General features: G+C 34.5%; 18 protein-coding genes. 3 read left to right on the top strand and 15 right to left on the bottom strand.

The features are described from left to right. Positions 1 to 54: 54 nt before the first annotated feature. The 3 genes from AC2A1G_RS03365 to tsf form a co-directional block, all read right to left on the bottom strand. The gene (locus AC2A1G_RS03365) at positions 55 to 387 is read right to left on the bottom strand and encodes a T9SS type B sorting domain-containing protein (protein ID WP_484045546.1); all 333 of its coding nucleotides are present in this window, start codon (positions 385 to 387) and stop codon (positions 55 to 57) included. 118 nt (positions 388 to 505) lie between these two features. Then, positions 506 to 4,648 (bottom strand): T9SS type B sorting domain-containing protein, encoded by a 4,143-nt coding sequence (locus tag AC2A1G_RS03370; RefSeq protein WP_484045547.1) that lies wholly within the window; start codon positions 4,646 to 4,648, stop codon positions 506 to 508. A gap of 188 nt (positions 4,649 to 4,836) precedes the next feature. After that, entirely contained in the window at positions 4,837 to 5,661 is an 825-nt protein-coding gene (gene tsf / locus AC2A1G_RS03375; RefSeq protein WP_484045548.1) for a translation elongation factor Ts, read from the bottom strand. A 143-nt stretch (positions 5,662 to 5,804) separates the two neighbouring features. Between tsf and AC2A1G_RS03380 the strand changes: the two genes are divergently transcribed. Further along, positions 5,805 to 6,488 carry a DUF6759 domain-containing protein gene (locus AC2A1G_RS03380; protein ID WP_484045549.1) on the top strand — a complete coding sequence of 228 codons (684 nt, stop codon included), beginning with the start codon at positions 5,805 to 5,807 and terminating at the stop codon, positions 6,486 to 6,488. Positions 6,489 to 6,560: 72 nt separating this feature from the next. Here the strand turns inward: AC2A1G_RS03380 and AC2A1G_RS03385 are convergent, their stop codons facing one another. The 3 genes from AC2A1G_RS03385 to AC2A1G_RS03395 form a co-directional block, all read right to left on the bottom strand. Then, positions 6,561 to 7,517 (bottom strand): acetyl-CoA carboxylase carboxyltransferase subunit alpha, encoded by a 957-nt coding sequence (locus AC2A1G_RS03385; protein WP_484045550.1) that lies wholly within the window; start codon positions 7,515 to 7,517, stop codon positions 6,561 to 6,563. A gap of 47 nt (positions 7,518 to 7,564) precedes the next feature. Further along, positions 7,565 to 9,073 (bottom strand): glutamate--tRNA ligase, encoded by a 1,509-nt coding sequence (gene gltX, locus AC2A1G_RS03390; RefSeq protein WP_484045551.1) that lies wholly within the window; start codon positions 9,071 to 9,073, stop codon positions 7,565 to 7,567. Positions 9,074 to 9,211: 138 nt separating this feature from the next. Beyond that, positions 9,212 to 10,096 carry a hypothetical protein gene (locus tag AC2A1G_RS03395; protein ID WP_484045552.1) on the bottom strand — a complete coding sequence of 295 codons (885 nt, stop codon included), beginning with the start codon at positions 10,094 to 10,096 and terminating at the stop codon, positions 9,212 to 9,214. A gap of 189 nt (positions 10,097 to 10,285) precedes the next feature. On the opposite strand from AC2A1G_RS03395, the gene AC2A1G_RS03400 reads away from it, so the two are divergent. After that, the gene (locus AC2A1G_RS03400) at positions 10,286 to 12,229 is read left to right on the top strand and encodes a glycosyltransferase (RefSeq protein ID WP_484045553.1); all 1,944 of its coding nucleotides are present in this window, start codon (positions 10,286 to 10,288) and stop codon (positions 12,227 to 12,229) included. Between the two features lie 2 nt (positions 12,230 to 12,231). Here the strand turns inward: AC2A1G_RS03400 and AC2A1G_RS03405 are convergent, their stop codons facing one another. The 4 genes from AC2A1G_RS03405 to AC2A1G_RS03420 are packed head-to-tail and all read right to left on the bottom strand — an operon-like array spanning position 12,232 to position 15,953. After that, positions 12,232 to 13,068 (bottom strand): glycosyltransferase family A protein, encoded by an 837-nt coding sequence (locus tag AC2A1G_RS03405; RefSeq protein ID WP_484045554.1) that lies wholly within the window; start codon positions 13,066 to 13,068, stop codon positions 12,232 to 12,234. Positions 13,069 to 13,071: 3 nt separating this feature from the next. Continuing rightward, entirely contained in the window at positions 13,072 to 14,043 is a 972-nt protein-coding gene (locus tag AC2A1G_RS03410; protein ID WP_484045555.1) for a WaaS/CpsH family glycosyltransferase, read from the bottom strand. Next, a complete protein-coding gene (locus AC2A1G_RS03415; RefSeq protein WP_484045556.1) occupies positions 14,040 to 14,978 on the bottom strand; it encodes a glycosyltransferase family 2 protein in 939 nt (312 codons plus the stop codon). The genes AC2A1G_RS03410 and AC2A1G_RS03415 overlap by 4 nt, the downstream gene beginning before the upstream one ends. Further along, positions 14,979 to 15,953 (bottom strand): WaaS/CpsH family glycosyltransferase, encoded by a 975-nt coding sequence (locus tag AC2A1G_RS03420; RefSeq protein ID WP_484045557.1) that lies wholly within the window; start codon positions 15,951 to 15,953, stop codon positions 14,979 to 14,981. It abuts the gene before it with no gap. A 163-nt stretch (positions 15,954 to 16,116) separates the two neighbouring features. Between AC2A1G_RS03420 and AC2A1G_RS03425 the strand changes: the two genes are divergently transcribed. Next, positions 16,117 to 17,193 (top strand): glycosyltransferase family 4 protein, encoded by a 1,077-nt coding sequence (locus AC2A1G_RS03425; protein WP_484045558.1) that lies wholly within the window; start codon positions 16,117 to 16,119, stop codon positions 17,191 to 17,193. Here AC2A1G_RS03425 and AC2A1G_RS03430 read toward each other — a convergent pair. The 5 genes from AC2A1G_RS03430 to AC2A1G_RS03450 form a co-directional block, all read right to left on the bottom strand. Then, complete coding sequence (locus tag AC2A1G_RS03430) at positions 17,190 to 17,933, bottom strand: polysaccharide deacetylase family protein (protein WP_484045559.1); 744 nt, start codon at positions 17,931 to 17,933, stop codon at positions 17,190 to 17,192. The genes AC2A1G_RS03425 and AC2A1G_RS03430 overlap by 4 nt on opposite strands. Next, positions 17,933 to 18,691, bottom strand: a complete 759-nt coding sequence (locus tag AC2A1G_RS03435; protein ID WP_484045560.1) for a glycosyltransferase family 2 protein — start codon at positions 18,689 to 18,691, stop codon at positions 17,933 to 17,935. Before AC2A1G_RS03435 ends, AC2A1G_RS03430 begins: the two co-directional genes overlap by 1 nt. A gap of 125 nt (positions 18,692 to 18,816) precedes the next feature. Beyond that, positions 18,817 to 20,061 carry an ornithine--oxo-acid transaminase gene (rocD, locus tag AC2A1G_RS03440; protein WP_484045561.1) on the bottom strand — a complete coding sequence of 415 codons (1,245 nt, stop codon included), beginning with the start codon at positions 20,059 to 20,061 and terminating at the stop codon, positions 18,817 to 18,819. 365 nt (positions 20,062 to 20,426) lie between these two features. Continuing rightward, positions 20,427 to 20,915, bottom strand: a complete 489-nt coding sequence (locus AC2A1G_RS03445; protein WP_484045562.1) for a hypothetical protein — start codon at positions 20,913 to 20,915, stop codon at positions 20,427 to 20,429. 316 nt (positions 20,916 to 21,231) lie between these two features. After that, a complete protein-coding gene (locus AC2A1G_RS03450; protein WP_484045563.1) occupies positions 21,232 to 23,055 on the bottom strand; it encodes a WG repeat-containing protein in 1,824 nt (607 codons plus the stop codon). Positions 23,056 to 23,137 lie beyond the last annotated feature (82 nt).

Below are 23,137 nucleotides of genomic sequence, written 5' to 3' on the forward strand. Positions count from 1 at the left end.
AAGTAATACAAAATATTAAGATATTATTAAAAAATATTAACAAAAATTTAAAGATTATTCTCTATTCTTTATTAATAACCAACCAGAATAGGAAACCGGAAGTTTGGTGTCAGGTTCCGTCCATTTAATAACATACCAATAAGTTCCGGTTGGTAGGTTTCTGTTTCCAACTTTTCCATCCCATTTGTAATCTTTGGCTGTAGACCTGTAAAGCGGTGCTCCGTATCTGTCTACCACTTCAATGCTTACATTCTGTTTTATCTGAAGATCGGTATAATCCAGATACTCATTATGACCGTCACCATTTGGAGTGACAGTGTTGATGAGGTTAATGATCAGGAAGTCTTTCACTACAGGCTCACATCCGTCGGCACTTTTTACGTACACTTTGTATGGACTTTTGGAAAGACCTGTAAAAATATTGCTATTCTGATAATTAAAACCATTGATTTAATAAAAAATCCCGATGAATTTCACCGGGATTGATATTTTTAAAACTCAGAATTTATTCTCTATTCTTGATTAATAACCAACCAGAATACGAAACAGGAAGTTTAGTATCAGGCTCTATCCATTTAATAACATACCAATAAGTTCCGGTTGGCAGGTTTCTGTTTCCAACTTTTCCATCCCATTTGTAATCTTTGGCTGTAGACCTGTAAAGCGGTGCTCCGTATCTGTCTACCACTTCAATGCTTACGTTCTGTTTGATATTGAGATCTGTGTAATCCAGATAATCATTATGACCGTCACCGTTTGGTGTAATTGCATTGATCAGATTAATAATCAGGAAGTCTTTCACAATAGGCTCGCATCCGTCGGCACTTTTTACGTATGCTTTGTATGGACCTCTGGAAAGTCCTGTGAAAATATTGCTTGTCTGATAGTCAAATCCATTGATGGAGTACTGATAAGGAGGCGTTCCACCGCTTACATTGATAGTGGCAGTTCCTGCTGTTACGATAATGCTTGTAATGGTTGGTAAAACAGCATTTGTTACCGTTACATTTTGTCTGTAAACGCATCCGTTGAATGTAAGATCAACATAATAATTGCCTTCACCAGCCAAAATACTCTGTGTGGTTGCTCCGGTATTCCACAAGTAAGAAGTGAAGCCTGACCCTGCGTCTAAAACCACTCTTTGTCCAGGACAGACAATTTGATTTTTCAACACATCAGATTTTTTTCCTGCTTTCAGAGTAATGCTTATTTGCGCAACTACAGGACATGCATTTGTGCTGGTAAATCTTACGAAAAATACATGAGCGCCAGTAATATTCTGAACAGCATTAATTGGAAGAGTGCCATTTTGAGCATTAGCTAAAGTGGAATAAAATGTCAGTGAAACTGAAGGGTCTGTAGTGAAAAGATTTTTATAATCATTTAAATTAACAGATTCTGCACCACTTAAGTCGAGATCACAGACCTGTGCGATGACATTAGTGGTGATTAAAGGAATTTTTGCTCCAATCGTAAAATTAATCTGCCCGAATGCAGGTGGACATCCATTTGCAGATTCTACCCTTATATAAATTATAGTATTTGCGGTGTAGGTCCAGTTATTCGGAAGGTTATTTGTTCCTCCGGCTGTAGCCGCAGCCGCCGTAAGATAATATTTAACTATAAAATTTGCAGAATTCGTTACAATCTGCGGTGTTATCGTAGAAAAAGTAACATTTACAATTCCGTCTAAATTATCATCACAGAGTGCTCCGTTAAAATTGGCCGTATTGATATTTGGTAAAGGGTTAACGACTAAAGTAATCTGTGCAGTTTTAGTACATCCGAATGTCGAAGTAACCTTTACGTAAACCGTACCTCCGGCAGATGGATAAGCGGTAGGAATCGGGATAGGTATGGTTAATGCCGCATCAGAGAAATACGTTAGAGAAGCCCCGGGTGTCGTTGTTATGGTTGTAGAGGTTAAATCAAAAACAGCGGTTCCGTTAGTTCCTGCACACAATGTAAGCATTGCATTGGTTGTGAAAATTTGATCAAGAGTGAGTGTCAGTTTAGCAACATTCGGGCAACCGTTTGTATTTTGGAATCTTACATAAAAGACCTGAGTAGGAGCAATAGTCTGGTTTGCACTAATAGCACCTGTTGCATTTTGTGCATCAGCCAAGGTGTTATAAAATGTCAGCGAAACTGCAGGATCCGTTGTAAAATTGTTTTTGTAAGTGTTTAAATCTACCGATTCAGTTGCATCCCAATTGGTATCGCAGACCAAAGTGCTGTAATCTTGCGTTAGTAACGAGATTTTTGTTCCAATAGTAAAATTGATTTGTCCGAAAGCTGGTGGGCAGCCATTTGTGGATTCTACTCTTACGTAAACAGTAGTGTTTGCTGTGTACGTCCAGTTATTTGGGAGGTTTGTATTGTTTCCTGCAGTAGCATCAGCTTGATTTAAGTAATATTTTACTGTAAAACTAGCTGAGTTGGTTACGATTTGTGGTGTAATTGTAGAAAAATTAATGTTAATAATTCCATCTAAATTATCATCACATAAATTAGCATTATAGCTAGCTGTATTAATATTCGGTGACGGGTTTACAACTAATGTAATTTGAGCAGTTTTGGAACATCCGTACTGTGAGGTTACTTTGGCATAAACCGTTGTTGCGTTGCTGTTATATGCATTAGAGATTCCGATTAAATTACTTAGAGCAGCGTCTGTATAATAAGTTACCGTTGTTCCTGTATCTGAAGTTACTACAGCTGAAGTCAGGTCAAAAGTTCCTGTTCCGTTAGCATTTGAGCAGACAGAAAGTGTAGCATTATTTATCTGCAAAACATCGATATTAATGATTACTTTAAAATATTCAATATCAGCAGGATTTCCATTTCCCTGAACTGAATAGATAAAACTATCTGTCACATCCGCTGTCAAAGTCGAGTTTGGTGTATAAGTAATTTGCCCTGTGGAAGAATTTACAGATGTTGTTCCAGAGGTGGGAGTCTGGACTACAGTTACACTTGAAGGAACCATAGTTTGAGTGGAAACCAAAAGTGCTGGATTGATTTGTTTGGTCTGGCAACTTCCAATTGTATAAGTTGCTGTAGGGATTGGCGGACAGGTTACGTAAGTATAAATTGCAGTAAGCTTAGTTTCGCAATTGTTTTTTGTAATCTGACAAGTGTAATTTCCGGAACCATAAGTTTCTGGATTTAATGAATAAGATGTCGCCCCCGGAATTGCAACACCGTTTAAAAACCACTGGTAAGCATCATAACTGCTGTCTACCTGAAGTACTACGCCCAGATAACAGTCACCTGTTTTTGTAATTGCCGGAACAGAAGAAAATCCCGCAAAATAGCCACCGTAGCCAACTGCGCCACTTCCTGCAGCAATTCCTGCGGTGACAGATTTGGTAGAATTTACAGTGATATTACCTGTAACGTTAGGGACAGAATAAGTAACCCAGTTCGCATTTCCTGGTACAGGATATGGTCCGGTTGTGGCGGCTACATTGGCACCATTAATAGTGACTGTTGCTCCTGTTTGGGTAAGAATATTAAGCTTGGTAGCATAAGTAGTATTGCCAATCCTGTTGATTTGAGCAATCTCATCAATTTTGTTGGGCATAAAACAGCTCAACGGTGGAATAAAATTAAAACCACCAGTTGCATATTCCGTTCCTGTGCTTGCACCTGCTAAAAGCTGATATACATATACATTTTTTGTGGCAGTGATACCTAAATTATAAACATTGTTTCCCTGATTAACATAATAGTTTACAGGAAGCAGAAAATACTGTCCAGCATTTAAAGTGATACCAGAAGCTGTCCCGTTTATCGTAAAGGTAGTATTGTTTTCTGTGGCTACAATTAAAGCTGTTTCCATTCCTGTGTTCAAAGAACCATTGCCTTTTACCAAAGCGAAATCTTTTCCAAGTTTATCCACTGGCACAGCCTGATCCATCAGGATATCATTGTTGGTGAAATTATTATTGGTATAAATACCATTAAAATTACCATTGGTAACAGAAATGGGTTTTGTAGATTCTATTTTTGCGCCTACGAGCCCATTCATATTTTCTGCAGCATCAGAACTTACAGCATCTAAAATATAGGATTGACCTTTATTGAGTGTAAATGTTCTTGTGGGAGCTGTAACTCCGTCACTGAAGATAATATTGGGATTATAGCCTGAAATAACAACATTGGTGTTGTCTTCTGTTGCTGAAATTCCAATCATGGAATTGATATAAAAATTACTTCCCGTAAGAGGAGCCATAGCTGCATAAAATTGAGTGCCAAGACTTGCAAGGCCTTTTGAGGTAATGATTTCTGCGTGATTGGTTACCGAAAATCTGAAGTTGGCAAAGAATCTTTTAGCTCCTTTTACGTAAATTCCCATGTTGTTGGGAACGAAAAGATTTGTCTGATTGGTTGCAAACATGAATCCTTCAGGAATATTCACCTGAGCGGGATTGTTTTTGCTCACCTGTACTGTTGTAAAAACAGTATTATTGTTATAAATCTGTACGCTGAAAGGTGTGGTTTCATTAGTGGAAAGATACAGTACACTCTGTAAATTAGCTGTTCCTGCTTTTGCTGCCATGGGAGCAAACCAGTGATCGGTATCAAGCTGAGCGTTAAGGGATAAGCATAAAAATGCGAAAACACTTAGTAAAAATCTTTTCATACAGAAATTATAGGGATGCAAATTTACAGATTAATAATCAAATTTTTACATCTTTTTATTTCTTTTCATTGATGATGGAAATTATTAATTTTATTTTAATATTTCTTTGATAAAATAAAGAAATCATCAAATAAAAAATCCCGATGAAATTTTCACCGGGACTGATATTTTAAAACTTGAAAAAGTTATTATAAGCTAACTCTGATAAATCCGGTTACTTTAAGGTCTCCGTTTACAGACTTCACGTAATCAGCTACAGAAATAGAGCTGTCTTTGATGAAATCCTGGTGAACCAAAGTGTTGTCTTTGTAGAATCTCTGCATTTTACCTTTCAAGATATTGTCGATAATGTTTGCAGGCTTACCTTCTTCAGTAAGTTTGTGTCTTTCGATTTCCAATTCTTTGTCGATTGTTTCCTGAGAAACTTTAGTTTCGTCAAGAGCAATTGGGTTCATTGCAGCAGCTTGCATAGAAACAGATTTTGCAGCTTCGTCAGCTCCGTCTACTTTTGCAGAAAGTGCAGTGATTGCAGCAATTTTGTTTCCAGCGTGGATGTAAGCTCCCAAGAAAGGTCCTTCAATTCTTTCGAATGCACCGATTTCGATTTTCTCACCTATAACACCTGTTTGCTCGATTAATTTATCAGCAACAGTTAATCCGTGGAAATCTGTAGCCAATAATTCTTCTTTAGTAGCAGCGAAAATAGCCATTTCAGCCAATTCGTATGCTAGCTCAATGAAAGCTTCGTTTTTCGCAACGAAGTCAGTCTCACAGTTAAGAGAGATTACAACACCTAAAGTGTTATCTTCGTTTACTCTAGCGATTACAGCACCTTCAGAAGAATCTCTGTCTGCTCTGTTAGCTGCAACTTTCTGTCCTTTTTTTCTAAGGATGTCAACTGCTTTTTCGAAGTCTCCTTCTGCTTCAACTAAAGCTTTCTTGCAGTCCATCATACCTGCACCTGTTTGATTTCTTAATTTTGCTACGTCTGCAGCAGCTGGTGAATAAGACATAATATTTATAATTTTTTATTTAAATTTATAATTGTTTATATTCGTTTAAATTTTGTGGCGCAAAGATAATGTTTTAATGATAAACTAAAAAATGACTTTTTGCGTTATAGTATTTATTTGACAAATTTTTAATAATAATTTTAATGAACAAAATATTTCTTATCCTTTTTGTCTGCATTTTCAGCTTAGGTTTTGCTCAGAAGAAAAAATCTAAATCAAAAGCGAAAGCTGTTGCAGAAAAAGAGACATTGATTATATATACAGAGCAGGACGCAGAAATTTCAAACGAAGCAAGAATTATTGCAGGTTTTCTGAAACAGAATCCGGGGCACGCAAAAACAGATTATTTTAAAAGAAAACTTATCGGTATCATTATGGCAGACAACAGCCCGGAAGCGAAACCTACTATTACCCCGATGAGTAAAGAGAAAGTGGAGAAAATCACAAAAAATACTGACTTGGCAAGTAAATCTGTAGCTTCTAATACTGCACCGAAAAAAACCGTGAATTATGCAAGTACCAGCAGTAAAAAATCCGGGCCGAATGCAGAGCATAAAAAAACGGCAGATTATTTATCACATATTTTCAATCAGGATGATTCTGATCCTAATGCTTATATCAATATTAAAAACAGATCAAAATGTAATCTTATCGTAAAAATTACCGGAAAGAAATATTATAATCTGAATGTTCCCGCCAACGGACAAAACTATGTGCAGGTAGAAAAAGGCGAATATGTTTTAACGACGATGGTTTGTGATGCGAAATATTCTTCTCTGAAAAGAATTGCAAAAGATATCGAGCTTGAGTTGAGTGTAAACGATTAAGGCATGATTTAGAAAAGAAAAACGCAGCGAAAAATAACTTCACTGCGTTTTTTTATGTTTTGATATTTAATTTTATCCTTTAAATTGCCCCATCGCAATAAACTTATCCTGTCTGTGAGTTTCTAATTCTTTACCTGTAAATTTAGAGAAAGCTTTAATATTCTGTAAAATTGAAGCTTTTAAATTTAAATAAGTTGTCTCAGGGTCGTAATGTGCGCCACCGAGTGGTTCTTCAATGATTCCGTCGATGAATTTTTCTCTCAAAGCGTCATTTGGAGTAAGATTTAATGCATTTGCAGCATCTTCTTTGTGATCCCAGTTTCTCCATAGGATTGAAGAGCAACTTTCCGGTGCAATTACTGTGTACCAGGTGTTTTCAAGCATATACACTTTGTTTCCAACACCAATTCCCAATGCACCGCCACTTGCTCCTTCACCGATAATGTAAGTGAAAATTGGAGTTTTAAGCATGGTCATTTCGAAAATGTTTCTTGCAATTGCTTCACCTTGTCCTCTTTCTTCGGCTTCCAATCCAGGATAAGCTCCCGGTGTATCCACCAAAGTAACTACAGGAATTTTGAATTTTTCTGCAAGCTTCATCAGTCTCAAAGCTTTTCTGTATCCTTCAGGATTAGGCATTCCGAATCTTCTGTGTTGTCTTTCTTTGGTAGTTCTTCCTTTTTGAGTTCCAAGAATCATGATTCTCTGACCGTCAAGTGTTGCTAAACCCCCAATCAATGCAGGATCATCAGCGAAATTTCTGTCGCCGTGAAGTTCAAGGAAACTTCCTTTATCTACCATACCATTGATGTAATCTAAGGTATATGGACGATCCGGATGACGGGAAAGCTGTACTCTCTGCCAAGGCGTAAGATTTCCGTAGATTTCTTTTTTGGTATCTCTGATCTTGTCTTCGATCTGGCTGCATGCTAATTTTACATCAACACCACTTTCTTCTCCTACCAATGAACAGGTTTGATACTGATCCATCAGCTCTTTTATAGGAAGTTCGAAACTTAAATATTCCATTCTTGAAGTAAATTAAATCTTTCAAATGTATGAAAAATATGATAAATCTATTTAATATTATTTACAGCATTGCTTATTCTGGCGATACTTTCTTCTTTACCAACTAGTTCGAGGATATCCGGAACGTCAGGGCCTTTCAATTCTCCCACCAAAGCCAAACGGAGCGGCATCATCACTTTTCCCATTCCAACACCTTTGTTTTCGGCAAAATCGTGTAATTTTTGTTTGATGTTTTCTGAAGTGAATACTTCGGTTTCATTTAAAACAGAAGAAAATTCAGTCAAAAGAGTTGAAGTTTCATCATTCCATGCCTTTTTAGAAGCTTTTTCGTCGTAGGAAGTTGGCGTTTCAAAGAAAAACTTTCCGTTTTCGTAAATATCATTAGGGAAAGTTGCTCTTTCTTTCATTAAATGAATGATTTTCAACAACTTTTCATCTTCGATATTTAAATTTAAATCTGAATCTTTCAGAATATTTAATAATTCTTCATCCGATTTCAACTGAATGTATTGGTGATTGAACCACTCAGATTTTTCTTTACTGAATCTTGCCCCGGCTTTATGAACTTTATTTAAATCAAATTCTTTTGCCATTTCTTCCAGAGACAAAATCTCTTTATCGTCTGCAGGAGACCAACCCAAAAGTGCCACCATATTGATGAACGCTTCAGGCAAATAACCGCTTTCTCTGTACCCTTTAGAAACATTTCCGGTTGCAGGATCTGTGAAATTCAAAGGAAAAACAGGGAATCCGAATTTGTCACCGTCTCTTTTGCTTAGTTTTCCTTTTCCTTCAGGTTTTAAAATCAAAGAAAGATGTGCAAACTCAGGCGCTTCCCAACCCATTGCTTCATATAATAAAGTATGTAAACCTAATGATGGCAACCATTCTTCACCACGGATAACGTGTGTGATTTCCATCTCGTGGTCATCGATGATGTTGGCGAAGTGGTACGTAGGCATTCCGTCATTTTTTACCAGAACTTTATCGTCTAAAGAATCTGTATTCACCGCAGAATTTCCTCTGATGATATCTACCAAACCTAAAGTTCGGTCAACGGGCATATTAAATCTCACCACGTAAGGTGTTTTTTCATCCAAAAGCTTTTGAACGTCCTCTTCAGAAAGGGAAAGGCTGTTTCTTAAACGGTTTCTGGTTTTGTTATCGTAAGAAAATACATCTCCTTTGGCTTCATATTCAGCCCGGATAGCATCTAACTCTTCAGCGGTATCAAAAGCAATGTAAGCATAGTCTGTTTTTAAGATCTGCTCAGTATATCTGTCGTAAATATCTCGTCTTTCAGACTGTTTGTAAGGAGCAAATTTTCCGCCTTTCTTTGGGCTCTCATCCGGAATAATTCCGCACCATTCCAAAGCTTCTTCGATGTATTCTTCAGCACCTTCAACATATCTTGCAGTATCGGTATCTTCGATTCTCAAAACAAATTCTCCACCCTGATTTTTTGCAAAAAGATAATCATATAATGCGGTTCTTACGCCTCCCAAATGCAATGGTCCCGTAGGACTTGGTGCAAAACGTACTCTTACTTTGCTCATTTTTAAATAAAATTTTTGCAAATTTACTTAAATAAAATATTTTGCGCCTGTTTAAAATTTTGGAAGTTGGGATTTTTTATACAATAGTGTAATTATCCTGAAATATTAAAACAAAATCAATGTTTTTTCAGATAAACTTTAAAACAGGCTTTTTAGCCAAAGCTTGATTTTTTTTGTTATGGAAAGATTTAATATTAATTCGGGCTGCGAATATTTTTTTTCAAAAGCAGAAATGAAATCTTCAATATTTTTTGCAGGAAAAAAAGAGAGTTTATGCCAATCTGAACCCGTCAAAGGATGAAAGTTAACAAATTCTTTGTAATTACTTGATTTAATGCTTTTCCAAAAGTCAAAAAATTTCATCGTGTCAAAATCATTTTTATGCCCCCAATTTGTAATTTTTTCAAGAATTTCATTTTCGTCTCTTGCCCACGATTGGTGAATCAGGTAATATTTTAGGGATAATGTTCTACCGGTAGTTACACGTCTTGCGTATTTGTATTTTGGGTAATTAGTTATAAAAAGGCATTTTTCTTCAAAAGGATTGATAATATAAAAACCATTTTCATCATGCCGGAATAATGTTACTAAATCAACCTGAAAGTTAATTGGGTTATTTTCAGGATGAGCTAAAAGATATTTGTTTTGTCTTAAAAATTGGGCTAGTTTTTTAAAACCGTAGGCATACTCATCGCCATCTATCTGTATATGCCAGCCCCCTTGACCCATTTTTTCAGCCATCATATTTCTTTGTCTGGTTTCTAAATCCATTGGAGGGGTGCCGGAGATATAAAATTCATCTTTGTAAAATGTGATTTTATTTTTAGTATCGATTTTTTTTATGTCCAAAAAAAATTTTTCAGGTATTAAAATATCATTACCAACCCATGTTTTGTTATTTGCATCATAACTTATTACAATACTGTCAACATCATCATAAATATATTTTATGGAAGTAAAGATATAGATGTAGTCATAGGAAAGTAAATAACCAGCTTTAATAATGTTTTTTTTATCTCCCATAATTTGTAATAATTGCTTAATTTCGTTTTTCGTTATATAAATGACCAGCAAAATAATAAATTTAAAATGGGAATAAAAAGGTTTTTTAAAAATAAAATAAAGAATCGAAATTTTATAAAGAATAAAAGGAAACTAAAAATTAATCATCATGAGCTGAGTTTTTTTAATGATTATCAATTTGATTTTAAAGTGAATAATCAGCCACAAGTTTCTATTATCATCCCTGTTTATAACCAAATCAGATATACACTTAATTGCCTGTATACATTAGATCAATATGATAAAAATGTTTCGAAAGAAATCATTATTATTAATGATAAAAGTACAGATGAGACCTTAGCATATTTAAATAAAATTCCAGGAATCATTGTAATTGATAATCCTGAAAATTTAGGTTTTTTAAAAAATATTAATAAAGGAATTGAGAAGGCAAAAGGTGATTATGTATATTTACTCAATAATGATGTGGAGGTTCAGGATAATTATCTTTCAAGTCTTCTAAATGTTTTTAAATCAAAAGAAAATGTTGGCGCTGTAGGTTCTAAAATGGTTTTTGCAGATAATACACTGCAAGAAGCAGGATGCCTTGTTTTCAAGAATTCAGAAATAATTAATATAGGAAGGAGGGATGCAATTGATGCTCCTCAATATAATTTTTTAAGAAAAGTAGATTATTGTTCAGGATGCAGTTTGCTATTCCGTAAAGTGAATAATGAAGGAGATCTCAATCTTTTGGATGAAGCATTTCTTCCCGCTTATTATGAAGAAACAGACCTTTGTCAAAGATTGAAGTATAAGCAAAAATTAGATGTTTATTACCAGCCTCTTTCGGAAATTGTGCATTTTGAAAATATTTCCTATACAGGAAAAGACAGTTCAGGAAAAGAGCGTTTACTTGAAAAAAACAGAGAAGTTTTTAAAAGCAGATGGGATAAATACTTTACTAATGAGATGTTTTTATCCAATGGTAAAATCAATTACAATGCTCATTTCACAAAGCCAAATTTTCTTTTCTTGGAGGAAAATATGCCAAAACCGGATCAGGATTCTGGATCAAGGAGGTTTTTTGAAATTATAAAGATTTTGCAAAAAAACGGACATAGAATTATTTTGGCCGTGCGTCATTTTGAAGATGCAGTTGATGAACCTTATGTAAGTTTTTTTAGGTCAGTAGGTGTTGAGGTTTGTATGGATTACGTCACTACAAAAGATAAAATTGTAACAGTAGCAGATCAGATAGAAGAAGCAATGCACTATATTGATGTCATCTGGATTTTCCGTCCTATAGGTTTTGACCATTGGTACAAACAAATTAAAAATAAAATTTCAGGTAAGAAACTAGTCTATGATATGGTAGATCTTCATTACCTACGGATGGAGAGAGAAAATAATTATATAGATACCATAACAAAAGAGCGTAAAAAAGAAATAGATTTCTTCAAAGAAAAGGAATATTTCGGGATGAATACTGCAGACGCTGTTCTTTCGATAAGTGATGAAGAAAAGAATACGGTTTCCCAAAACGGAGTGAAACATGAAAAAATATTTACTGTAAGTAATATTCACAAACCTGTGGATATTGTTCCGTTGAGTTTCTCCGAAAGGGAAGGGCTACTTTTCATAGGTGGATACAATCATTTACCAAATATTGATGCCGTAAAGTTTTTACATGATCAAATAATGCCTTTGGTATGGGCGAAGAATGACAAGATTAAAATCTACATTTTAGGACCAGACTTTCCTCCAGATTTAAAGCAAAAATACCATTCTGATCAGTTTCAGATTTTAGGTTATCAGGAAAAAGTAGATTTTTGGTTCATAAATTCCAGAGTATTTGTTGCTCCGCTTCGTTACGGAGCAGGAGTAAAAGGGAAAATAGGACAGGCCTTAGAATATAAATTACCCGTAGTTACCACAGGAATCGGAGCGGAGGGAATGAGTCTTGAAGATAACAAAACAGCCCTGATTTCGGATGAAAATCCTCAGAATTTTGCGGATAAAATACTTGAGCTTTACGATAATGAAACTTTGTGGAAGACTTTACATGAAAACAGTCTTTTGCCACTGTCAAAATTTTCCATAGAAACTCAGGAAGATAATATCACACAAATGCTTGCATATTTGGGGTTCTAAAATTAATTCTTGTAAATTTTCTGATACTTTTTAGGCTTAAAAAACTGATAGAGCAATTTTCTGTACCATTCACCGTAATATTTCGCTTTATACTTTTTATTCTCACGGATTAAGCTCATAATATTATGAAAATCAAGTCCGTTTTGTTTGTAGAAAGTATAATGTTTTTTATAGATTTCAAAGAAGTTATCAGATAATCTTGAGCTGTTATCAATGCTTGTATTGGTAAGGGAATCTGTTGTATTTCTGATTCGATAGAAGAATAACAACTCATCAATTTTATGAACATTTGCGCCTATTTCAATTAAGGAAATCCAAAAATCCCAATCTTCGTAATAATTCAGCTGAGTGTCAAAACCTCCCGCTTTCTGAAAATCATCTTTATAAATAAGTGCGGTAATCGGTATGCAGTTTTCAATTAAGAAATCATATGTGTTGAAAGGTTGTAAAACCCATTCTTTATCAGTTTTTTCGAAAAATTTTCCTTTGGTGTAACAGATTCTGACTTCTGGTTTTTGTGAAAGAACAGCGTACGTTTTTTCTAAAAATGTTTTTTCAATAAGATCATCACAATCTAAAAACAGAATATATTTTCCTGTTGCCGATTGTACGCCATTATTTCTTGCAGAAGATTGTCCTTGATTTTCCTGATGAATAATTGAAAGGTTTTTGAAAGCTGTATCCCTCTCAATTAAATCTAATGCATTTCGTTCTGAACCATCATTTACCAATATAACTTCAAAATCCTGATAGGTCTGTTCATAAACACTTTTCAGAGTTTCATGTATATAATCTTCGCCTTTATAATATGGAATAATGATTGAAATTTTTTCGTTCATGTTTTAAGAAATAAGTGTTTTAAACCAGTTTTCAAAACTATATTTGTTTTTAATTTCCGAAGAAATTTCCTGATAAGAACTTTCTACGAAATTTTTTAATTCTTCCTCTCGATTTTCACCGATTATAAATATATTTTCAGAGTTGTAAAAATCGTAATTTTTTACATCAGAATTATCAGTAATCAATTTTTTGTTGTACTTCAAAGCCTCAAAAAACCGGAATGATAATCCATTGTGTTCTTTTAGTTTTAAATCTAAAAGTGCTTTTGAACTTTTTACAAAATTAATGTTTTCGTCATACGTCAAAAATTGATTTGTGAAATGAATTTCCCCATCACTGTCTTTTTTATCCCAATTGAAAAGAAGTATTTTTTGAGATATTTTTTGCTTACTCAAAACTGTTGATATGTTTTTCAAAGCATTAAACCTTTCTTCCATAAATGTTCCGATGTAAAAAACGTCATTTTTAATCGTTGTTTGATGTTGTTCTTCTTTAAAATTAAAAAAGAAATTCGTAAGAAAGAAGATGTTTTTATATTCATCAACATCATCTTTATCAAATACAAAAAACCTGTTAAAGAATTTCAATTTAGAATAAACATTAGGTGTTCTTTTAAGTCCGTCCCAATGATTACCGACTAAATTTTTGGTTTTGGTTCTGATGATGCTTAAAAATTCGTCAGAAAAAAAATCAACTGTCATTACCAGAATTGTATCGTATTCAGAAAGATTTTGTGCTTTCTGAAGCAAAGTGTTTTCGATAAAAGAAGTTCGTAATTTTTCTTTGTATTTTTTATCTCCTAAAAACGTTTTTCGGTAAAGATTGGTTAGCTTTTCCAAACTGTTTTTATACCTGAATTTCTCTTCAGAATACAACAAGAAATCCACATTGCCAAAATTCAAATATTCCAGATTTTTTTTAATGAGGTCTGCAATACCTGCGTAGTTGTGCATGATGATGAGAATCTTATTCATCGGTAGATATATTTAAAAAACAAGAAGAAAGTTATATGTTCAGACTTTAGTTTTTGGTATAAACTCGCTTTTTCATTTTGAATTTTTCCCAAAAATCTTTTTACATTCTCATTGGAATTTTCTTGAAGATAAGCTGTGAATTTTCTTTCTTTATCATTTAGCGTTCTTAGTTTGATTTTAAAATCTCTGAATATTTCCGGCTCTTTTGTGTAATTAAATTTACGAATAAGTTTCTCCTTGGATGCTACATCTTTACAGTAAGTAATTCCTCCAACCTGCTGCTCTTGATGAATACGGTATGAAAAGAGTTTGTCATGTAGAAAAGAAAACTTTTTCCGTTCGGAAGATACAAGAGCAATCCATTCATCATGATGCAATCCCTCGATATTCGGAAATGGTAAAGCCTGATTAAGAAATGATTTTCTGATTGCCATTGATGCACCGGTTGCAAAATTTCCAATAGTTGCAAAAATTTTGAAATAGTCTATTTCATATTGAACTTCCTCTAAAAATTTCGGAACGTCCCAAACAGTATATTGATCTTGTCGTACATTTTTTTCATCAATAATAAATCCATTAGAGCACAAAACGTCAATATTTTGATGCTTATCAAAGAAATCACAAACAATTTTTATTTTATCTTCTTCCCAAACATCATCCTGATCACTCAAAAATATAATATCACCTGAGCAAAGTGATATGGCTTTTTCAAAGTTTTTTACACTTTTTAAATTTTTCTCATTAATGTAGATTTTAAAAATATCAGGATGTCTTTTTTGATAATCTGAAAGTATATTTTGAGTTTCATCGGTAGACCTGTCGTCACAAATAATAATCTCATTTACCGGAATGGTCTGATTCAAGATGCTGTCGATCTGTTTTCTTAAAAAGCTTTCACCATAATAGGTGCACATTGCTACGGAAGTTGTCATCATTTATTTTAAATTAAAAACCGTATTCACCCAATGATCCAAAGTGTATTTATAGTAAATCTCTTCCGGCAGTTTTTGATATTCAGTTTCAAAAAAAGACTTTTCAATATTGCTGAAATCTTTGTTCAGGATTAAAATATTTTCAGGATTATAAAAATCATAGTTTTTAATATCCTGATTGTCAGTTACGAATTTCTTTTCCAATGCCATCGCTTCAAAAACCCTGAAACTCAGCCCTGCCTGATGATTTCTCTGAAAATCTAAGATTGCTTTTGCTTTACTGTAATGTTTCAAAACTTCATTCTGCGGGATATTTTCTCTTTGAAATTCAAGGTTCTTATCAATTTTTTTATCGAAAATCTGCTGAATCTGCTTTTTCCAGCTCTTTTTTCCGGCGATAATGGCTTTAAATTTAATATTTAAAATTCTAAGCTTTTCGCTGAGGTTGATGAGTCTTGCAATTCTTGTTTTATCAAAAGAAGTGATATAAAAAAGATCCAGTTCGGGATTTTGCTCTTCGGCAGGAATGTATTTTAAGTAGTTGTAATTGTTGATTTTCTCGAATCCAAATTTATGTACATCATTATCATCAAAAGAAAAAACCTCATCAAAATAATGCAGAATATGCTCAGCCGGATTTCTTTGCATGCTGTCATAAAGGTAAGCTATATTACGATCTGTGTTGCTTCTGATAACCTGGTGAACGCGGTTTTCAATGGCTTCGGGATTGATCACCAGAATCTGATCTTGCTTTCCTATCTTTTGTAATGAATTGATAATGAAATTTTGTCTTTGCTCGTTCTTCAGATTTTTACCTAAAAAAACTTTGCTGAAGGTGTTTTTTAATCTTGCAGACAAATTTTTGTGCGTGAATGCGCCAATATTAATGTGGTGTGCATCAACGCCTTTTTCCTTCAGCTTATTCACGATGTGCCCGTCATAATGCCAGAAATCAAAACTGATTAAACAAATTTTCATGTGCAGCTGTTTATTGTTTTTAATGGTTGTTCCAAATATTCGGAACAACCTGTGCAATCGCAGAATATTTTCTTATCAATATTGCCAAAATGCCGATTCGTGAAACAAAAGTAAAGATTTTAAACTTTAAATTTATATTTTTGGCTTAAAGTCGTATTTCGCTATGAAAAATAAAATCCTGATTGACGTTGAACGCCTGAAATATCCTAAATCGGGAATTGCCAACGTCTGCATTTCCCTGATTAAAGGATTAGACGAGCTTAAATCCGATTTTCACTTCACTTTTTACGGTCCGGCAAAAAATATTCCCAAGACAAAGTCCGATTTTAAAATCATAAACTGGAAATTCTGGCAAAAACGATTTCCTGTTAAAACTTCAGGATTTGATCTGATCCACACGACACATCAGCTTTCAGAGTATTTTCACAATAAAAAATCGCGACAGAAAAAAGTCGTAACCTTACACGATTTGAATTTTCTTCATGATAAAAGTTCAGTTAAAAAAGTTAAAAAGTTTACAAACTTAGTTCAGAAAAATGTCGGCAATGCAGATGCAATTGTCTGTATTTCAGAATTTGTGAAAGAAGATTTTATTAAAAATAGGGACTTATTTAAACTGAAGGAGAATGTTGTAATTGATGTGATTTACAATGGACTGATTTTTCCTGAAAACGAAAATTTTAGTTCAGGGAGAATGCTTGATTTTCAAAATAAAAAGTTCATTCTAACCATCGGCGTTCTTTATCCGAAAAAGAACCAGCATGTTTTGCTTGAAATGATGAATAATAACGACAGAGATTTGGTTTTAATTACTTCTGCTGCGAAATCAGATTACAAAGAGCTTTTTTTAGCTAAAATCAGGGAATTAAGACTTGAAAAAAGAGTGCATATTCTGGAAAATGTGAGCAATGAAGAGAAATTTTTCTTCCTGAAAAACTGTGAAGCGTATTGTCATCCGTCATTGGCAGAAGGTTTCGGAATTCCGCCTGTGGAAGCAATGTATTTTGGCAAACCGGTATTTCTCAGCCGTTTTACAAGTCTCCCTGAAATTGGTGGAAATCTCGCTTTTTATTTTGATAATTTCGATGCGGAAAAAATGAATGAACTGTATCTGAAGGGAATAGAAGACTTTAAAAATGATTCCGAAATGCCTAAGAAACTTCATCAGCACGCTTTGAAATTCAGTTACAAATCGATGGCAGAGTCTTATGAAAATCTGTATAAAAAACTTCTTTCCTAAAGTTTGATTTTCCCAAAACGGAGTTTCCTTTTAAATGTAGCAAAGCTGTCGCTGCCTTTGATATTGATTCTTTTTACCTCAAATTTGTGCTTCCACGGAAAAGAACTGAGATTATTACCGATGCGTAATCCTGCAGAAATATTGAGCTTTTCAAGTAATTCAAAAAATCTCTTTTTCTGCGATCCTCTTTTTTGATACTTCCCATACGGATAAACCAAAACATTTGAGAATTGAATCTGATGTTTTTCCAGTGTTGCGATGTTTTCTCTGATGTCTTTTTCGGCTTCATCAATATTCATTTCAGCGTAGTTCTTATGACTGTGGCTGTGCAAAGCAATTTCTACGTGCTCTTTTGGCAAAGATTTAATCTCATCAAAACTCATAAATGTACCTGGAATATTTTCAAGATCTTTTTCTATAAGTTCTGTCGGAATGCATATGGTAGCCTTCAACTGATATTTTATGAGAAGCGGAATCAGATAAACCAGATTGTTGTAATAACCGTCATCAAATGTGATAATGAGTTTATTTTTCGTGTCGTTTTTTTCACCAAGCTCACTGAAGAAAACCGTTTCAAAGTTCTGCTGGATATATTTCAGTTGCTCATCAAGTTTCTCAACAGAAATAATCAGGTCGTTATCAATCCTGTCTTTTTCAGGCATGATTTGATGGTACATTAAAATTCTAAGGTCAGTGGAAAACTTTATTCCAAAAACACCTTTAATGAAATTGAGCAACATTATTTTTTAACCTTCTGTAGTTCGTAGAGTTTCTGATATTTCAGAAAAGTATAAAATCCGGCAGTTTTTGCGGCGTAGTAGCCCACCAATCCGTCAAGAAAGCCCAAGCGTATAAAATAGGATTTGATAAATTGATAGATCGGTTTGAAAATAATTTTCAAAACACTCGACTTTTTACCTCTGTTAAACATTTTTTCAGCCATCATCGTCGTGTATTTGTTCGATTTTTCGATGTGATGATGAATGTCTTTGTAAGTGTAATGATTTAATTTTCCTTCTAAAAGTCCGGTTTTTTCTTCAGTTAAAAACATTTCGTGGACGATGTCTTCAGAATATTTTCCTGCGTTTTTCCTGAACAGTCTTTCCCTTTTAAGATTTCCCCAACCTCCGTATTTCAGTGATTTGCCGAGAAAAATATTATTAAATGAAATATTATAAACTGAATAATCTGACTGGTTCTGACTTGTAATGTTTTTAATTGATTTTAAAGCAGTTTCATCCGGAATTTCGTCGGCATCCAGAAACAGAATCCATTCTCCGGAGCATTGGCTGATGGCAAAATTTTTCTGCTTTCCGAAACCCAAAAATTTCTGCTGAATCAGTTTTACTTTAGGGAATTTCTGACAAATCTCCACCGTTCTGTCATCCGAAAAACTGTCGATCACGACAATTTCGTCTGCAATATCATGAACCGAACTGAGCGTTTTTTCGATGATTCTGTCTTCGTTAAAAGTAATAATAGCAACCGAAAGCTTCATTTTTAACCGAGTAATTTCAGCAAAAATACAGTTTATTTTAAAACTAAATCAATTACAAAAAAATAACACCCAAAAGAGTGTTATTTATATAAGTATTATAAAATATTTTCCGGATCGAAAATCTATTAATATTCCAAAACAGTTTTCTCAATAATCTTCACACAATCCAGCAATTGCTCTTCAGTAATAACCAAAGGTGGTGCTAATCTGATGATGTTTCCGTGGGTTGGTTTTGCAAGCAATCCGTTTTCTTTTAATTTTAAACAAAGATTCCAGGCGGTAGAACTTTCCGGTGTGTCATTGATCAGAATTGCATTCAATAATCCTTTTCCTCTTACTTTGGTAATCAAATCAGAATTTTCAATTACTTTTTCAATTTCAGATCTGAATAATTTGCCTAATTCTTCAGCTCTTTCAGATAAATTTTCTTCAGCAACAACATCCAAAGCCGCAATCGCGACAGCGCAGGCAATCGGGTTTCCACCGAAAGTAGAACCGTGCTGTCCCGGTTTAATTACATTCATAATGTCGTCGTTCGCCAAAACTGCAGACACAGGATACATTCCTCCGGAAAGGGCTTTTCCTAAAATTAAAATATCAGGCTGTACATCTTCGTGATGACAGGCAATTAATTTACCTGTTCTTGCAATACCGGTCTGAACTTCGTCCGCAATGAAAAGAACATTGTGTTTTTTACATAATTCTGAAGCGTTTTTAAGGAAGTTTTCATCCGGAACATAAACCCCGGCTTCTCCCTGAATCGGTTCCACCAAAAATGCGGCAATATTCTGAGCGTCATTTTTCAGAACGTCTTCCAGAGCAGTCAAATCATTGTAAGGAATTTTCACAAAACCTGGCGTGAAAGGACCGTAGTTTTTATTGGCATCTGGATCATTCGAGAAAGAAACAATCGTTGTTGTTCTTCCGTGGAAGTTGTTCTCACAAACTACAATTTTTGCTGCATTTTCAGCAATTCCTTTTACTTCATAGCTCCATTTTCTGGCTAATTTTACCGCAGTTTCCACCGCCTCAGCTCCTGAGTTCATCGGTAAAACCTTATCAAAACCGAAAAGGGTAGTGATCTTTTTCTCGTATTCTCCCAAACCTGAATTGTAAAATGCTCTTGAAGTTAAAGCCAGTTTTTTAGCCTGATTCACCAAAGCATCTACAATTTTCGGGTGAGAATGCCCTTGGTTTACTGCCGAATAAGCAGAAAGAAAGTCATAGTATTTTTTGCCTTCAACATCCCAAACAAAAACGCCTTCACCTTTATCCAAAACCACAGGAAGCGGATGATAATTGTGTGCGCCATGTTTCTCTTCGAGCTCAATGAAGTATTGCGAATTTTTTGTTTGTTCTGCTGTTGACATATTCTTTTTGCTTTTGCACAAATTTAACTATTATAAATAACTTGGCTAAAGTAAATAATTTCTGTTTAAAATCCAGATTCAGAACTATTGTAAAGAATTGATAAATAATTCGGAAGATATTTGATGGAGTATAATTGAGTTTTGGATTTTATATCTTTTTTCAGATCAATTTAAAGTTTAGTCTAGGATGTTTGGTTTTTAGGATTGACCACACGAAGGGATTCGTGCGGCAGCGGAAGTATCATATTTTCAAAAAGATATCTGTCATTTTTTAATATCATTTCGGAAAAAAAATGATAGCTATATTCTCCTGTGAACTTTTGATATCCTCGCAACAGATACTTTTAGTGGTTCTCAGAAATTATTTATTTAAGTTCAAAACTCTCCAGTGAACCATATTCTTTACTGAAGACATATAAGGTATACACATCTTGATAGACATCGTACACCCAATATTCCTTAGGATAATCTGGGTTTTTATAACTTATTGTCATAGGATTATCCGAAAAAGTGTTAGTTCTTTCGACCTCCTGTTTAAATCCGTTTTTCTTTAAGTCATCTATCATGGATAAAAGCATCTGCCCATTTGCCTTTGGGAAATCGGCACGCAGATAAATAAGTTTTTTATCAGAAGACGAAAAGCAGAATTTCATGAGCCCGGCTGGCATTTCAAAAGTCAGTAGACGGTTTCCGTTTCTGTCTTTTGTTTCTGACTCTAAATTAAATCCGGAAGCTTTCATCCCTTCAATCACATTGTCAGTGGTAACCTCACCTGCCAGTTGGGTGAAGCCAAATAATGTCTGGTTTTCAAACTTTATCTGAGCAAAAGCCGACAGATAAGCGAAACATACCATGGAAAGAAAACAAATTTTTGTAAAAAGTTGTCGCAGTGTTAAAATATTTGATCTCATATTCTTAAGTGGTATTATTAATGGATTAATAGTCTATACTTCAAAGGTAGTTTTACTATATTGGATACGAAATCCCCAGAAAGGGCTATTTTTCGTAGAGAAAAATTTGATTTTAGCCTTTTATGTGGTATTTGTAGATGATTTCAATAGAAAATTTTGCAACAGACACTGTACGAAATGTCATGCGACGAAGTCAATTCTGACGTGTAAAGTTTCGCAAATTGGAACCTACTTAAATCTTGCTGTGAGACGGATTTTTTTAGTAAAATATTTTAACAACGTTCATGTATGGGTCTATGTACGTTTTTGCGTAGCCCGATGAGTTGTATTCTTCATGCACATAAATGCCACCCTCAATCTGACCGTCATAATTTGATTTAAAATTGAAACGGTGCTCTGGCTTCCATGTTTTTGTGCTGTAGATTGCGCGGCTTTTCCCGGTGATCAGGTAGAGAACATCTTTATCTATGGCACCGTTGATGTAGTCGGAATGATTGTAATAAGGTTCTTTAATGGAGACCAAAGCTTTTCCGTTCTCATCTAATATTTCTGTTGTATCCGCTGTGTAGGCCAGATGGTATTTTGTTTTTCCCAGCTGGTTGATGCGGGAATATTTCATAGAGGGGATGGCATCAAAATTTTTATCTGTAAAATAAACATTCCATGATTCTTCAATAAAGAGCTGATCCAAATTTGTGGTATATGCCTGTGTACCCACAGATCTTTTTATAATGCGCCCTTCCTTATCTGTAATCACCGCCTGCACACCATCGTAAGCTATAAAATTATTGTTTTTATTAAATGCTGCGTGAAAATCTGTTCTTCCTTTAATTTTGCGGATGACCTTGCCGTCTTTTTTGTTGATAAAAACATTGAGATTATTGTTGTAATCTTTACTGTCTCTGATTTTTAAAATAATAAGATTTCCCATTTCCAATGCGGGGGAAGAAATTGAATAGGAAGACCATGATGGATGATATTTGATGAGGTTTTTCTCGAGGTTAATTTTATTCTGATAACCCTCACTGCTGAGGGATGAAAAATCATAAAATTCCTTTTCTGTATACTGTTGCAGAATTTTGCCTTTATGGTTGATAATAGCAAAACTTTTCCTTTCGGGGTTTTCTGCTAAAATGTTGTCTTTTCCAAACCGGTTTAAAGTTTTAGGGAAATTGTCGTTTTTTATAACTTCAAAGTCACTGTTGATATAAACAGTTGATACTAATTTTCGTGACTTATCATCATAGTTAGATGCTGAAAGTATGATTTTTTCGCCATCCGGTTCTTTTTCATAGCTGATTGGGCTTATGCTGCTGAATTGATTTTCCAGATGTTTTTTTCCTGTGATGAGGTGCTCAATATAAGTCTTGCCATTTTGATTAATGAGCAGCAGTTCTCCATGTACATAAACGTCCTTTGAGTTTACGGTTTTCATTTTTTTTCCGGTACGGTCATAGATTACATAGTGTCTTGCCGGGGTTTCTTTTTGAGCTAAAAAATACTTACCGGAAAAGCGTATCTCAGAATATTCTGCCGGAATAATCTGTTCTCCATTCTCATCATAAATACTTGTCAGCTTGTCTATGCGTACTTTCAGGAAACCATCTGCTAATTCAGAAGTATTTTTGATTTGGAGTCGCGTAAATCCGTCGGCATCATTTAATACAGAATAACCATTCTGAAAAAAGCATTTTGGAGTAATCATTTTTCCTTTTGCATTAAAAACAGCATAGCATGGGTCGAATCTGAACTTATCCGACTGCCTTGGAATGGCTAGAGTTACATCCACCAGTCCACCTCTGAATTCAGAGATGTTGTAGTATTGAGGGGGAAGCACGGTTTCGCCTTTTTCGTCAATTAATCCCCATCCGCCGGAAGTCAATATTTTTGCAAGTTTTATTTTTGAATCTTTCTTTACGGGTAAGAAAGATCCGGTGATCAAATATCTGTTTCCAAAGGGGTTTTCTAAAGGCTGATAGCGGTGATCTAATATGGTGTCGTCTGTAATTTTGGAAATTCCTCTGAATTGCGATGGTGCTGAAATATGCAACATTAACATCAGTAAAAGAAATATTTTTTTCATAACAATAATCCTGAATCAAAAATAACGTAAAATGTAACCGTTTCGAAATATTTTCTTTTAAAAACCAGGAAAGCTTACTGTT

The sequence above is a fragment of the Chryseobacterium sp. HNCC26DJ240 genome, from assembly GCF_057180485.1.